Origin of the sequence: Sphingobium sp. TKS, from assembly GCF_001563265.1 — a bacterium.
Classification (GTDB): domain Bacteria; phylum Pseudomonadota; class Alphaproteobacteria; order Sphingomonadales; family Sphingomonadaceae; genus Sphingobium.
This window is the reverse complement of record NZ_CP005085.1, coordinates 450,384-463,086: the sequence shown is the minus strand read 5'-3', so window position 1 is coordinate 463,086 and position 12,703 is coordinate 450,384. Positions and strand designations below refer to the sequence as shown.

Below are 12,703 nucleotides of genomic sequence, written 5' to 3'. Positions count from 1 at the left end.
GGATGCACAGCCGACGACGCCGAGCGCAGCCAGAACAACGCCCAGGCAGGTGACGCTACGGCGGAAGCTAGGCGCGAATATTGGTGAAGAAAAAGCCATGAGATGCCTCGCTACGCCGCTTCGATGGTGCCGCCGCGGTGAGCGGCGCGCTCCAAGTTGCGGCTGTTGCGCATGACGCGACGCTGTCGGAAGGGAGATGCCATCGTGCCCCAGGCCGTTCCGGCGAAGGCACCCACGCCGGCAGCGGCTCCCCCGGCTATTCCCGTTGCAATGGCTGGAGCCTGGAAGAAGAAGATCGTGCCCAAAAATATGTACGCTGCAAACAGGACAGCACCGAAAGCCGTATCCACGACGCCTTCAGATGCTGCTGTTGCAGCCGCTCCGAGGTCTGTGATCAGGGTCGTGATGGCTATGATTACAGCAAGGAGAACGATATAGTTGAATACTTGCCCCAGCCAGCCGTGGAAAAAACGCCTCGTTGGCTCGAAGAGAGCTAGAGCGATGAAGATGGGGCCAAGTGCGATAATGATCGCCAACGCAACTTTGGCAAATATAGTAATAGCAAATCCAACCGCTGCCGAGAGCCCAGCTAATGCCTTCAGCCCCAGGCTCAGCGCATAGAGGACCAGTTTATATGGGTTAATGTCGCTGTACGTTGCGGCTTCAGTCTCTATCCGTGCAACTATAGCATCACTTTGAGTGTAATAGTCGTCGAAGGCCTCTCCTACTGTGTCGATCGTCTTACCGGCGAGAGCTTGGGAGATCGCATCGGGCATTCCGTGGAAGAGCGGCGTCGTGATCCAATCGGAATAGGCGACCGTCGTCGCAGCAACATACAGCAGACAGAGCTTCACCATCCGATAGAATAGCTCACCCCATGGTTCGCTGATGATGCCCCGCATCACCATGTAGCCGAACAGGGCGATGTAGATAACCAGCCCGACAGCGAGCGGACCACGGACAACCTCTACGACGTTTTGGAGACGCTCGTTGAGGAAAAGATCAAGCTTCCCATCAACGTTCGCGTAAAGTGAATTGAACATGTCCGTGGCCATGCGAAGCTCCAAGGCGCTGGATTATTTCGAAAGCGACCGCATCTTGTTGTCGAGAATCCGGAGGCTTTCAGCGTTGGAACACTCCTGTTCGTTGGGATGTGATCCGTCGGCACAGGCCTTGACGAGTCCTCTGAGCTCTTCCGGGTGAGAGGTTAGATAGTCCTTCCCGCGCGGTGCCCGCTCGCATCCTGCGAGCATTCCCGCTGCGGCAAACCCAAGCAGCAAAGCTCTCGCGGTCATTGCGACAAGCTTTCTAGCTTCGTCGCCAGTATCGCTTCGCTTTCGCGCTGTGATCGCAACTGGACGTCTGCTTCTTGCCGCATTCGCAGCGCCTGCAATTGCAAGGCGTCGTTCTGGATATGGGCATTCTCGACCCCTACCCTCGCCTGGATATCCATGACCTGCTTGGCGTCCGAAGCCGTATCCAGCGAGGTTCTCAGTTCTTCGAGCCCGGCGGTACGCTGGGCCGACACGCCATAGGCCGCCTCCGCGATCGCGGCATCGCGCGCTGCGAGGTCGCCGTTCCGCAAGAGGTTGTCGCGGGAAGCGCGCTCATACGCCGACGCACCTGGTCGCAATTCCGGCAAAGCGATACGGTTGGCGTCCCGGATACGGGTCGCGGAGCTCCCGAGCGAGCCCAGGCTGGCATTGTCCGACGACATCAGCCGGCTGATGTCACGGGCCTCCCGCGGCAGAAGGTGGCGCATGGCATCGGTGGAAAGAGATGATGCGATGCCGTTGACGTCGGTGACCTGGTTGAAGCTGCCATAGAGCTGCTTCGCTTCTGCGATCTGCTCCTTCCCCTGATCGATCATCGACAGGGTGTTCTTCACCGTGGCCAGCGCCTGCAGATAGCCGGAGCTGTCGTAGACGGGGATACCTTGCGCGACTGCAGGCCCCGCCATTCCAAGGGCGATGGCGCCAAGTGCTGCGTATATGCCCTTACCCATAGCTCATCCTTTCCTGATCGATGCAGACCGACGCTGCTGGTGAAAAAGAGCCAACCATTTCGCCGGGTCGTCGCCGACATCAGCGCGAATGGCATCGAGGAGCGTCACGGTTTCCGTGGTGCCCGAGAGCACCGCGAGCTCGTCGGAGAGGCCGCCCAGGTCCAGTTCCACCACGATCGAGTCATGACCCTGCTTGATGAGGAAGCGGCGAGATTCCGGGTTCAGGTCGTGACGGACGAGCTTGAATTCCGCCTGGGTCAGGCCCAGCCCGTCGATATAATCCGTTTCACGCCCATAGGGGTTGGGCAGCAGGATCTTGGTCGCGACCTGCTCCATGATACTGTGCGAGATATCCGAGCGCAGCGCATCGGCCGGGCTCTGCGTGCCGAAAACCAGGAAGGCGTTCTGCTTGCGGTAGGTCTTCAGGCCATCCTGGGCAAAGGCGCGGAAAGCGTCATCACCCAGCGCCTTCCAGAACTCATCGATGTCGATCACCAGTCGTCGGCCATCCAGAAGGCCGTCGATGCGATGGAACATGTACATCATGATCGGCGTGCGAACTTCCGGATTGTCGAGGAAGTCGGTCATGTCGAAGCCGAGGAACGGCGCATCGAGCGACAAAGCATCGATCTCGTTGTCGAACACCCAACCCAGCGATCCGCCTCGCGACCATTTCTCAAGCCGAGCGCCGATGCCTTCCGGATCGCGCTGGCCGAGCAGCTGGCGCAGGGCCAGAATGGATCGGTTCTCCGGTGCGAGCCGCCCGAGCGACGCCAAGCCTTCGTCGATCATGCGCTCCTGGGTGACGCCCAGCGTGCCGCCGGGCGGCGTCACCAGCTGCCGGATCAGACGACCGAGAAAGACGAGGTTGCGCGGCCCATATTCGAGCGCCCGCAGCGGCGCGAAGCCGGTTGGCTCCCCGTTCTTCAGCGTCAGATAGATCCCGCCAGCAGACCGCACGTAGATCTCGGCGCCGCGATCCTTGTCGATGAAGATCTGCTGCGCGCCCGTCTTCTCGAGCTGCGCCATCAGGAAGTTCTGAACGACCGTTTTGCCCGCGCCCGAGGGACCGATGATGAGCGTGTGGCCGAGATCCCCGACATGGAAGTTGAAATAGTAGGGCGATTGCGCGGCCGTTTTCATCAGCGCGATCGCCGGACCCCAATGATTTCCGCTCGGCCGGCCTGCGGGGTAGGTATGAAAAGGTGCCAATGCGGCGAAATTCCGCGATGTGATTGCCGCCGGCCGCGCCCGCCACGCGAAGTTACCGGGAAGCTGAGCCCAGAAGGCTGCTTCGAGCGCCGGCCCTTCCCTCGCTGATACCAAACCAGCGTCCGCGAGCGCCGCCCGCGCGGCCGACAGATTATCGGCGAGTCGCCTCTGGCTTTCGGCAAACACCCCAAGCGAGAAATGATGTTCGCCAAGGACGAACCGATTGCTTTGAAGATCGTCGGCGGCGTCTTCGAGGTCGAGCGCCTGGCTTGCTGCCGCGTCCTCGGTCGAAGCCATCTGGTTCTGTCGCCGGCGCAGCCTTTCGGCTGCGCGCGCCTTCCCCATGAAGGTGAAGGACTGCGAGACGACGAACGCGAAATCCTGGCCGAGCAGAGCGTTCATCTGACCGGGACGGGTGAGCGCGGGATATTCCCGGATGCCGAAAATGCCCAACCAGCGGCTCGCATCATGGGCGCGGATCTCGACCGTCTCGCGTCCGAAGATCACCCGCTCGCCGTAGAGGGCTGATCCAAGATGGCCTCGGACCAGCGGGACCTTGGCCTTTGCGCCCATCATGACTTGCTCGAGCACTTCGAGCGGCCTGGAGAATAGGAGGCCATTCTGCTCATAAAGAGCGAGCCGCGCGGGGCTGCACCGCCGAAGCAGCTTTTCGATATCGCGCGCCTTCTCCTCGAAGCGGGCCAACTCGTCGGGGTCGACTTCCTCATCGGCCGCCCTGGCCTTGGCGATGCGCTTGAGGAGAAGCCCGGTCCGATCGGCCGAGCCGACCGCCGGCCGCATGATCAGCGTCAGATAATGCTCGTTGACGAACATGCGCTTGGCAGTCACCCGCGCGCGATATTTTTCGTCCAGATCGGCCGCGAAGTCCGAGCGGAATTGGCCTTCGGGATAGTCATCGACCGGGCGGCGAACGATGTGCGTCCAGAGCGCGAGCCGATCGTCGGCAATGTTGCGCCAGGTGCCGTTGAGCTTCTCGTGCCAGTCATTGAGGTGGATCGGATCCGCGGTCTCGAACGCAAGCCCTTCAAGGCGGAACATCATCATGAGGTCGCCGCTATCGAGCGCGATCACCTCCGATGTCACGTGGCGCACGTAGGGCAGATAGCGACCCGGCTCGGCCTCTTGCCGCAATATGCGCCACGGCGTCTTGCGCGGCGGAAGCTGGGCAGCCGCGCTAGCCACGCGCAAAGCCCTTGCGTTTCAGCCCGGCAACCGGGAGCGGCGAATAGGAACTGCCGCCCCACCAGGCGCGGTTCCGGCTGCGCGCCTTGGTCATGGTCCACAGCCACAGCAGCCGGAAGGCATTGGCATCGTGCCGCACGATGAGCCGCGCCACGGCAAGACAGGCGCCTCCGATGGCGCCGGCATAGAGCGGGTTGCCGCTGACGATCAAAGTGAGACAGGCGGCAAGCGCGATCGGCAACGAGGCTTCGAGCGGCACGCCGAGCCACATCGTCGGCCGCGTGACCGCCAGGAACAGCGTCTCCTCGCGCAGCCGCTCGTCCAGGGCGGCGCTCTCCTTCACGCACCACCTGTGATGGTGTCGACGATCCACTGCGCACTGAAGACGATGAAGATGCCAACGATGACCGTCACCAGAAGGCCGAGGCTGGCGCGCCCGGTGAAAAACATGAACCCAACGATCACGACCGCGATCACCGCGATGGTCTTGGCGAAGGTCCCGGTGAGCCAGGTCTTGATGTTCTCCGCCATGGACGTGATGCCGTCGGCACCTTGCGCGTGTGCAGGATCGCTCAGCAGCATCGAGACAAGCAGCGCCAATGCCATCACGCCGATGACGCGCAGCAGAAGTCGCGCCCATTGGGGCCGTCCGCCCGGGTGGGCGGTGATTGCTGTCATGGATGCTGTCCTTTCTGAGATGCGGCCCCGTCGCCGAACACCATGAGCGAGGCCTGGCTCGCCCTCGCCGCTGTATTCCACCCAGCTGCGGCCGGTGGCGAAACAGGGGTGTCGGGTGGCGGAGCGAAGGTGGGCAGAGATTGAGGAATCGCTGGTGCGGCAGCCACCGGCGCCGTGCCACGGATCAGCGGAATGACGGCCGACGCGCTGGCATAGACCCTGGCGACATAGCCATTGCGAAAGCCGCGCTGCCGGTCGCCGGTATTGTACATCGACAGGGCGGTCGCGATCGCATGATCCCGGCTCGGGGCAAGGCGCGCGACCGCCTGGTAGTTGGTCGCGAGGACACGCGCGGCGGCGGCCAGATTGGAGCAGGGTTCGAACGCATTTTCGACCGAAAGCCCCAGCCAGCCGAGATTGGCGCTGTTAATCTGTCCCAGGCCGAGATCGATGTTGTAGCCTCGACCAATCAGGCTGCGCGCCGCAGCGATTGCCTGCGCCTTGGTCGCGGGCTTTGGCGCGCGCACGCCGGGACTATTGACCCCGATTGCGAGACTGTTGAACCGGCTCTCCGTGTGGACGATCGAAATGAGCGTCTCAGGCGCCACCGTCGGTGCGCAAGCTCCTGCAAGCGAAAGAAGGGTGGCGACATCGAGGATCATCGGCGGCCGCCGTCCAAACGCTCGATGCCGGCCAGCGAGAAGGTCTGGCTGCGGCCGTCGTTGAACGTGATGACCACCCGGCGGCGAGTTGTGGAATCGCGATCATAGACCTTCGTGCGGGCGACGCCGCCGCTACAGCCGGGAAAGGCGCCGCCGGTGGCCAAGCGTTGCCATAGCTTGGTCATCGGCGACACGCATTGCGCGTATTGGGTCGCGCCACCGGGATTGGAAAGACACAGGAGAACCTGGCAGCCCAGGTCATTCGCCGCTGCCGGTGCGCTTGGAAGGGCTGTGGCGAGGGCGAGCATCGCCATGCCGAATATTGCACGTTGCATCGGGTCTTCCCCCGCGAGAGACAGCTCCCGCGTCGGGAAATGCCGTCAGCTATCCGTTGGATTTCACCTCTCTTTTGTTCCGACCGCGCTCGATTTCGGCAATCCCCCTAGCCGGGGGGGGAGTTGATCGGTTTGCTGCCGCAGGAATTCGGACAGAGCGCCTTCCTGGTCGGGCCGGAGAGCATCGATTGCGGCGAGATGGTCTGGCGGATCGCCGCCGAGCAGGATGGACGGGCACTGCCCGTCATAATTGCCGAGATTGGGGCGGTGCTGCTGGTAGCCGACCAGCGCGGCAAGCTCGGGATAGAATGCGCTGGCCACCTCGGGCGGATAGGTCAGCCACTGGTTCTCATAGGGCTTCAGCCAGCCGAGGCAGTAGCTGACGATGATGCCTCGGCGCACCGCGTTTGAACGATTCGCGCCGGCGCCATGGAGGGTCGATCCCAGGAATATGATCGCCGATCCCGGATCCGCTTCGATGGCGACCGGCTCCGCGCCGTCGTCGCCCTGCCCGCCATTGTGGCTCCCCGGCCAGACCAGCGTCGCCCCATTTTCGGCCTTGAACGGCGAAATCGGCCACATGACGTTGACGAGATATTCGAGCTCGCCGGTCGGACCGCGCCACATGTCCTGATCCCGGTGCGGAAATTGCGCTGGCGCCCCCGGGTGCAGCTCGAGCGCTTGCGTGAGGTTGAGCTGGACCGTGTCGCACCAGGGCTCGAGGATAGCGTGGACGAGGCGCATGACGGCAGGGTTTTGGACAAGACTTTCAACCGTCGGCGCGCGCTTCAGCAGGCCACCGAAGCGTTTTGTCCGAGGGCCGTAGAATCCGCCCTGGCAGAAAGGCGTGGCGGCAAAACGCGGATGGAGGGATCGATTGATCTCCTCGATGCGTGACCGAGACTCGACATCCCGCAGGATGCAGAAGCCGTGCTGCCGCAGATTTTCGTCGGCTTTGGTCGCGGCGGAGACGCCGCGCCGTGCGATCGTGGCCATGATCGCCCTCCTCATGCTGCGGCGGGAAGATCGGCAAGGCCGACAGGGCGGAAAATGCCGCTCGCGCGCAGCTGCTCGCGCGTTCGGTCGTCCACATCGATTTGCAAGGCGACGAGACTTCGCCCTTGCTCGGACGTGGGAAGACCCAATGGTCGGCAAGTCCAGCCGAAACCCAGGATCTGCTGGAACCACGGCCACTCGGCGACCCCGGTGAAGCTGTGGATCTGGTTGGCGAGGGCATATTCGACGAGCGCGGTGACCAGCTGATTGCGCAGCTCGAGACGCTCCCGGGCGCGCAATTTTCGCGCAAGGCAAAAGCGGGTGATTTCCAGGATAGCACTGCCGCGCGGCGGCGCTTCCTCGCAAAGATCCGGGAAGATCGTGCCGAGAATATGCTCGTGCGTGGTCGGCAGAAGCCGTGCGGAGGCCCGGTGTTCCCCGTCGTCCCCGGTAACAACGATGTAGACGGCGCGATCATTGTCGAACTGATCGATCTCGTAGCGACCGGCGATGACCGGAACGTCCCAGCGAAGAAGATCGACGAAGACCCGCTTGCGCTCCTCGAACATGGAGCGAAACAGGCGGTGTTCCATGGCTTGCGAAAAGCCGGTCCCGATGTGCATGACAGCCTCCTTTTGGTGAGGCCTGTCAGTCGATCAGAGGCGGCTTTTTTGCGTTATCCCCAGTTCTGGGGAGATCATCGGCCGAACACATCGGCAAAGCTGATTTGCCCTTCGAACAAGGCGCGAATGGCGAGGAGGGTGCGCTTGGTGACGCCATAGCGGTCGCGCGCATCCTTCACATGCTGGATCACCGTTTCCTGGCCGATGCCGAGGATCTGGCTGATCTCCCAATCGGTCTTGCCCCGCGCGACCAGCGCCACGCATTCGGCCTGCCTTTCGGTCAGGCTCGGGCATTCGGATTGCGGCGCGTGGATCCGGGAAATCTTGCGTGCCGCTTCGAACGCGAAGCTGCCGACGAGCTGCACGAACGGCAGCTGCCGATGGTCGAGCATCTCGCCCGCCGCCATCGCGAAGGAACAGGATCCATTGAGCTCGCCAGGAATATGGGCCGGAACGGTGAAGCCGTCGCCCAGCCCGGCCTCGTAGGCTTCTGCCAGGATCGAGCGATCGGCGGCCGTCAGAGAGATGATCGACTGAACCGCCGACCAGGCAAAGCCCACATTGGTGCGATGGCTGGCGCGGTGGATCGGGTCGCTCGCATAGAGGCGTCTCGCCTGGAAGCGCTCCACCCAGTCTTGCGGATAGTCGACGATGTGGACCGAGCGAACCGCAGGCTTCAGGTCGACATGATGGACCAGGGCATAGTGCCGAAAGCCCATGGCCTTCGTGATTTCGGCCATCAGGTCAGACAAGGCCGTAGCGTCCTTGATCGCGCCAGCGACAGCGCAGAAATCCTGAACTTGCCCAAGCCCGATCATCATATGGCCGGCGAGATCAGAGCAGCGCTTCCATGTTGAGATGACCATCGCGAACCGCGCGCAGCACCAGCTGCGTGCGTCGTCGCACGCCATAACGCCTGCGGGCCGATTCAACATATTCGTGCACGGTATCGCGGCTGAGGCCGAGGATCTGGCCGATCTCCCAGTCGCTTTTGCCTTGCGCGACGAGCGCGATGCATTCGACCTGGCGAGGACTGAGAGGGACGCAGGCCGGCTCTGTTGCAAAGATTGGCGGCAGTCAGAGGTAGGCTGTCGCTCTGCGCCGATCAGGCGGCTGCTGCGAAATGGTGGTTGAGCATGCCCATGGCCTCCGTCAGCGCCGAGGGCCCAATGCCAAAAGCTCTCTCCACAAGGCGCACCTCGCCCCTGATGCCGGGCTGCAGGCACCAGGGGCGAGCCTGTCCTTTGCGCAGGGCTCGCATGACTTCGAATCCCTTGATCGTGGCATAGGCCGTGGGGATCGATTTGAAACCGCGCACCGGCTTGATCAGTATCTTGAGCTTTCCGTGATCGGCCTCGATCACGTTATTGAGATACTTCACCTGCCGGTGGGCCGTCTCCCGGTCCAGCTTTCCTTCGCGCTTCAATTCGGTGATCGCTGCACCATAGCTCGGCGCTTTGTCGGTATTGAGCGTGGCAGGCTTTTCCCAGTGCTTCAGGCCTCGCAGGGCCTTGCCCAGGAACCGCTTCGCTGCCTTGGCGCTGCGGGTCGGCGACAGGTAGAAATCGATCGTGTCGCCCCGCTTGTCGACTGCCCGGTACAGGTAGGTCCACTTGCCCCGCACCTTGACGTAGGTTTCATCCAGGCGCCAGCTCGGATCAAAGCCACGCCGCCAGAACCAGCGCAGCCGCTTCTCCATCTCCGGGGCGTAGCACTGGACCCAGCGATAGATCGTCGTATGGTCGACCGAAATGCCGCGTTCCGCCAGCATTTCCTCAAGGTCGCGATAGCTGATCGGATAGCGACAATACCAGCGCACCGCCCACAGGATCACATCACCCTGGAAATGGCGCCACTTGAAATCCGTCATCGTTCCGTCCGTCCAATCTCCGCCAAGCATGCTCAAGCTTCACGATTTTTGCAACAGAGCCATCTATGATGATCGTGCATCCGGTAGCCGTGATGATCGCCCCGGTCTTGCCGCCTGCCTGAAATCGTTGCGCGACGGCGATGTCCTCATCGTTTGGAAGCTCGACCGGCTCGGCCGAACGCTCACCCACCTGGTCAGCACGGTGCAGAATCTGTCGGATCGCGGTATCGGTCTGCGGGTGCTCACCGGCAAGGGCGCGCAGATCGACACCACGACGCCATCGGGCCGGATGGTGTTCGGCATTTTTGCCACACTGGCGGAGTTTGAGCGGGATATGATCCGCGAGCGCACCATGGCTGGCCTGGCCGCTGCCCGCGCGCGGGGACGCAAGGGTGGCCGCAAGTTCGCCCTCTCCAAGGCCCAGGTGCGGCTCGCTCAGGCTGCTATGGCCCAACGCGACACGTCCGTTTCCGACCTCTGCAAGGAACTCGGGATCGAGCGCGTCACTCTCTACCGCTATGTCGGTCCCAACGGGGAACTCCGGGATTACGGTCAGCGCGTGCTTGCTGCCAAAACGCGATGATGATGACGGGAGCCCCGATCAAACTTACCCAAGCGGACGCCGCAGACGTTGCAGACCTGTACAACCGTTGCAGCGACTATTTCCTGTTGCAGGACGGGGCCGCGCCCACGCTGGACGATGCTCGCGAGCTTTTCTCCGATGTGCCGCCCGAAAAGAGCGCCCACAATCAAGCTGTCCTGGGATGGAAGGGGCCTGGCGGCCTATATGCAATCGCGGCCATCCTCCGCGATTATCCGCGTGATGGCACATGGTATCTCGGCTTCATGATCGTAGATGCCGCACAGCGTGGTCGTGGCGTCGGACGCTCAATTTACTCGACGGTCGAAAGCTGGGCCGCTGCGAGAGGTGCCACAGAGATTCGGTTGGCCGTGCTGGAAGCGAATGAAGCGGCAGAGCGATTTTGGCGTTCTCTCGGCTTCATTGAGTATCGGCGCGTTGGGCCAGACACCTTCAAAATGCGTAGCCATCGCCGGATAGAACTGAGCCGTCGCCTTTCTGGCGCGACCGTAGAAGGCAGCAACAAGTAAGATCTCGCGCCGGCTATCTGGGCGAGCTTGGCGTAGGATTCCGCCCCCTCCCGCAAACGCCCCCTTTCAGGGAAGGGGGCTTGAGATCGCCTTGATGGCCTTCAATCCCGTTCCAAAACGAGCGATCGCGTCCCTGTTTCTCTCCAGCTCGCCATAGGGCAGATAGGCGAAGTCGAGATCGGCAATACGGCTGAAAGCCGGGCGACGGAGTTGCGCGCGAACGTCCTGCTCGCGCGCATTCGGTGCGACCAGGAATAGCCCGGCGGCAGCGTGCAGATCGCTCCCCGACAGCGCCAGATCGAGCATGCGCACGATCCCCGAGTAGATCGAGGTCGAATGTTCAACCTCGAACGCGGCGGCGACGCCGTCGCCACCCTTCGCCAGCCACAACACGTCGATGAGGCGGATCGAGTCCGCTCCGGGAGAGGTCGCAATGGCGTCTGGAAGGCGCTCGAGGCATCCCTGTCCAAGCGGGCAGCCAGCGTGAAGTCGACCGCGGTCATTGGCGGCGATCCACACATCGTAACCGAGGGCATGGCCGAGGTCGCGCAGCCAGGCCTGGATTTCGGCGTGCGTGCGATCGGTTTCGCCCTGCGCGGCGGCTGTCTTGTCGAGCCGGCTTGCCTCCGCTCTGGCATGTTCCAATCTGCCGAGCCAGTCGTCGGCCGCCGTTGCGTCATCCTCCAGCGGTGGCGCGGGATAGCGGCCCGAGCCAATGTCGAACAACAGTCCGCCGATCGCGCCGAGATCGTTGGAGAGCAACTCGCGGTAACGGTCGTTGAGGTCGAGGATGCCGGCGCGCATGGCGAGAAAATGATCCCATGACCCGAGCTTCACCTTGGCGCCGGTGACGGCATTGTAGCCCTTGACGATCGCGGTATTGAAGGGCGGCACCAGCGTCGGGTGAAGGAAATAGAGCAGGTTGGCCGCCGCCGGCCCCAGCCCCTTGATCTTGAGCGCGTCTATGCTGCGGATGTGGCTGATGATCTCCTCGGCGGTATCGCAGCACGAGCAATTGTCGAGCAGGCGACCGAACGCCCGCTGGTTGTCCGGGCTTTCGTAGATGTCTGGAATGCGCAGCTTGGGCTTCCACAGCCAGGCATGGTCGGCGCCCTTGAAGATCTGCCGCTGTTCGGCGATCGAGTGGACAACCGTTTCCAGTGACGAGCCGCGATAGGCGACGCCGAACCGCCCACTTTCGATTTCTGCGACCACCTGCTGCAGCCCGCGACGGATGGAGCGGAAGTTTTTCAGCCGTTCGTCCCACAGAAACCAGGAGCGATAGGTGGCGCCGGGATCGTCTCGCCAACGACGGACAAGCTCGCTCACGAGATCATGATGTGTCGCGGGTAACAAGGTCATACTGGCTGGGTCATCTAAACTGGGCTCCTTGCCGTTCAGGCTATCGCGAGCAAGGGCGGCTTGCACGTTCAATGTGCGATCCGCGAAGCGTGCTCAAATTGTCGGTGATCGCGCAGGGAAACGCCGCTGGCATTGGGCGTTGCCGGTCGCAACCGTCGACCGGGCGCACAGCCAGGCAGACGGCCGGCACGGGCGTCGCCGCCCGGGAGCGGCGCCGCAACCAGCTTTTTCCGGTCGAACTTAGCGGATCACTGCTTTGCGATCGCGGTGACCTCGCCATCGCTGCCCTTGAGCGAGAGGTCGAAATCGACCTTGTCGCCGACCTTGACCGCATCGGTGATCGACGGCGCGGCCTTGAACGCCATCGTCATCGCGGGCCACTTGGCCTCCGGGATCGGACCATGATCGAGCGTGATCGTGCCTGCCGCCTTGTCGATCGCGGTGACGGTGCCATGGCCCTTGGCCTTGATCGCGGCGTTCGCGTCAGGCGCCATCGACATGTTGCCCATGTCGCCGCTCATGGTCGCGGCGGGCGCCGCCTCGTTGGTCTCAGTCGCAACGGGGGCCTCCGCCTTCTTGCCGCACGCGGCAGTCAGGGCGGCGAGGCCGAGGGCAATGGTCAGTCGTGCATGGTTCATCGTCTTCTC

General features: G+C 62.8%; 16 protein-coding genes and 1 pseudogene. 2 read left to right on the top strand and 15 right to left on the bottom strand.

Going from position 1 to position 12,703, the window contains the following annotated elements:
* Positions 1–110: 110 nt before the first annotated feature.
* The 13 genes and pseudogenes from K426_RS27300 to K426_RS27250 form a co-directional block, all read right to left on the bottom strand.
* Positions 111–1,055 (bottom strand): type IV secretion system protein, encoded by a 945-nt coding sequence (locus K426_RS27300; RefSeq protein ID WP_007683405.1) that lies wholly within the window; start codon positions 1,053–1,055, stop codon positions 111–113.
* A 21-nt stretch (positions 1,056–1,076) separates the two neighbouring features.
* Positions 1,077–1,253: an EexN family lipoprotein gene (locus K426_RS33195; RefSeq protein ID WP_418361288.1), complete on the bottom strand. Its 177-nt coding sequence runs from the start codon at positions 1,251–1,253 to the stop codon at positions 1,077–1,079.
* A gap of 38 nt (positions 1,254–1,291) precedes the next feature.
* Complete coding sequence (locus K426_RS27295) at positions 1,292–2,005, bottom strand: type IV secretion system protein (protein WP_007683402.1); 714 nt, start codon at positions 2,003–2,005, stop codon at positions 1,292–1,294.
* A 3-nt stretch (positions 2,006–2,008) separates the two neighbouring features.
* Positions 2,009–4,420, bottom strand: a complete 2,412-nt coding sequence (locus K426_RS27290) for a VirB4 family type IV secretion/conjugal transfer ATPase (protein ID WP_014072616.1) — start codon at positions 4,418–4,420, stop codon at positions 2,009–2,011.
* Complete coding sequence (locus K426_RS27285; protein ID WP_007683398.1) at positions 4,413–4,763, bottom strand: type IV secretion system protein VirB3; 351 nt, start codon at positions 4,761–4,763, stop codon at positions 4,413–4,415. Before K426_RS27285 ends, K426_RS27290 begins: the two co-directional genes overlap by 8 nt.
* On the bottom strand, positions 4,760–5,098 hold the full coding sequence (locus tag K426_RS27280; protein ID WP_007683396.1) for a TrbC/VirB2 family protein: 339 nt from the start codon (positions 5,096–5,098) through the stop codon (positions 4,760–4,762). The genes K426_RS27285 and K426_RS27280 overlap by 4 nt, the downstream gene beginning before the upstream one ends.
* A complete protein-coding gene (locus K426_RS27275; RefSeq protein ID WP_007683393.1) occupies positions 5,095–5,760 on the bottom strand; it encodes a lytic transglycosylase domain-containing protein in 666 nt (221 codons plus the stop codon). The genes K426_RS27280 and K426_RS27275 overlap by 4 nt, the downstream gene beginning before the upstream one ends.
* Positions 5,757–6,095 carry a hypothetical protein gene (locus K426_RS27270; RefSeq protein WP_009823965.1) on the bottom strand — a complete coding sequence of 113 codons (339 nt, stop codon included), beginning with the start codon at positions 6,093–6,095 and terminating at the stop codon, positions 5,757–5,759. The genes K426_RS27275 and K426_RS27270 overlap by 4 nt, the downstream gene beginning before the upstream one ends.
* Before the next feature lie 63 nt (positions 6,096–6,158).
* Positions 6,159–7,091: a phytanoyl-CoA dioxygenase family protein gene (locus K426_RS27265; RefSeq protein WP_007683389.1), complete on the bottom strand. Its 933-nt coding sequence runs from the start codon at positions 7,089–7,091 to the stop codon at positions 6,159–6,161.
* A gap of 11 nt (positions 7,092–7,102) precedes the next feature.
* On the bottom strand, positions 7,103–7,714 hold the full coding sequence (locus tag K426_RS27260; RefSeq protein ID WP_007683387.1) for an acyl-homoserine-lactone synthase: 612 nt from the start codon (positions 7,712–7,714) through the stop codon (positions 7,103–7,105).
* Positions 7,715–7,788: 74 nt separating this feature from the next.
* The gene (locus K426_RS27255) at positions 7,789–8,466 is read right to left on the bottom strand and encodes a LuxR family transcriptional regulator (RefSeq protein ID WP_229742691.1); all 678 of its coding nucleotides are present in this window, start codon (positions 8,464–8,466) and stop codon (positions 7,789–7,791) included.
* An 82-nt stretch (positions 8,467–8,548) separates the two neighbouring features.
* A pseudogene (locus tag K426_RS30785) lies at positions 8,549–8,764 on the bottom strand (LuxR C-terminal-related transcriptional regulator); the annotation flags it as partial.
* Between the two features lie 55 nt (positions 8,765–8,819).
* On the bottom strand, positions 8,820–9,584 hold the full coding sequence (locus K426_RS27250; protein WP_001389365.1) for an IS6-like element IS6100 family transposase: 765 nt from the start codon (positions 9,582–9,584) through the stop codon (positions 8,820–8,822).
* Between the two features lie 28 nt (positions 9,585–9,612).
* Here K426_RS27250 and K426_RS27245 point away from each other — a divergent pair, with 28 nt between their 5' ends.
* Together K426_RS27245 and K426_RS27240 are read left to right on the top strand one after the other, a co-directional pair.
* Positions 9,613–10,167 carry a recombinase family protein gene (locus tag K426_RS27245; protein ID WP_082749217.1) on the top strand — a complete coding sequence of 185 codons (555 nt, stop codon included), beginning with the start codon at positions 9,613–9,615 and terminating at the stop codon, positions 10,165–10,167.
* Positions 10,164–10,694: a GNAT family N-acetyltransferase gene (locus tag K426_RS27240; protein WP_007686150.1), complete on the top strand. Its 531-nt coding sequence runs from the start codon at positions 10,164–10,166 to the stop codon at positions 10,692–10,694. Before K426_RS27245 ends, K426_RS27240 begins: the two co-directional genes overlap by 4 nt.
* Positions 10,695–10,760: 66 nt before the next feature.
* Here K426_RS27240 and K426_RS27235 read toward each other — a convergent pair whose 3' ends face one another.
* Together K426_RS27235 and K426_RS27230 are read right to left on the bottom strand one after the other, a co-directional pair.
* Positions 10,761–12,056 carry a hypothetical protein gene (locus K426_RS27235; RefSeq protein WP_013039108.1) on the bottom strand — a complete coding sequence of 432 codons (1,296 nt, stop codon included), beginning with the start codon at positions 12,054–12,056 and terminating at the stop codon, positions 10,761–10,763.
* Between the two features lie 248 nt (positions 12,057–12,304).
* Positions 12,305–12,694, bottom strand: a complete 390-nt coding sequence (locus K426_RS27230) for a copper-binding protein (protein ID WP_007683329.1) — start codon at positions 12,692–12,694, stop codon at positions 12,305–12,307.
* Positions 12,695–12,703 lie beyond the last annotated feature (9 nt).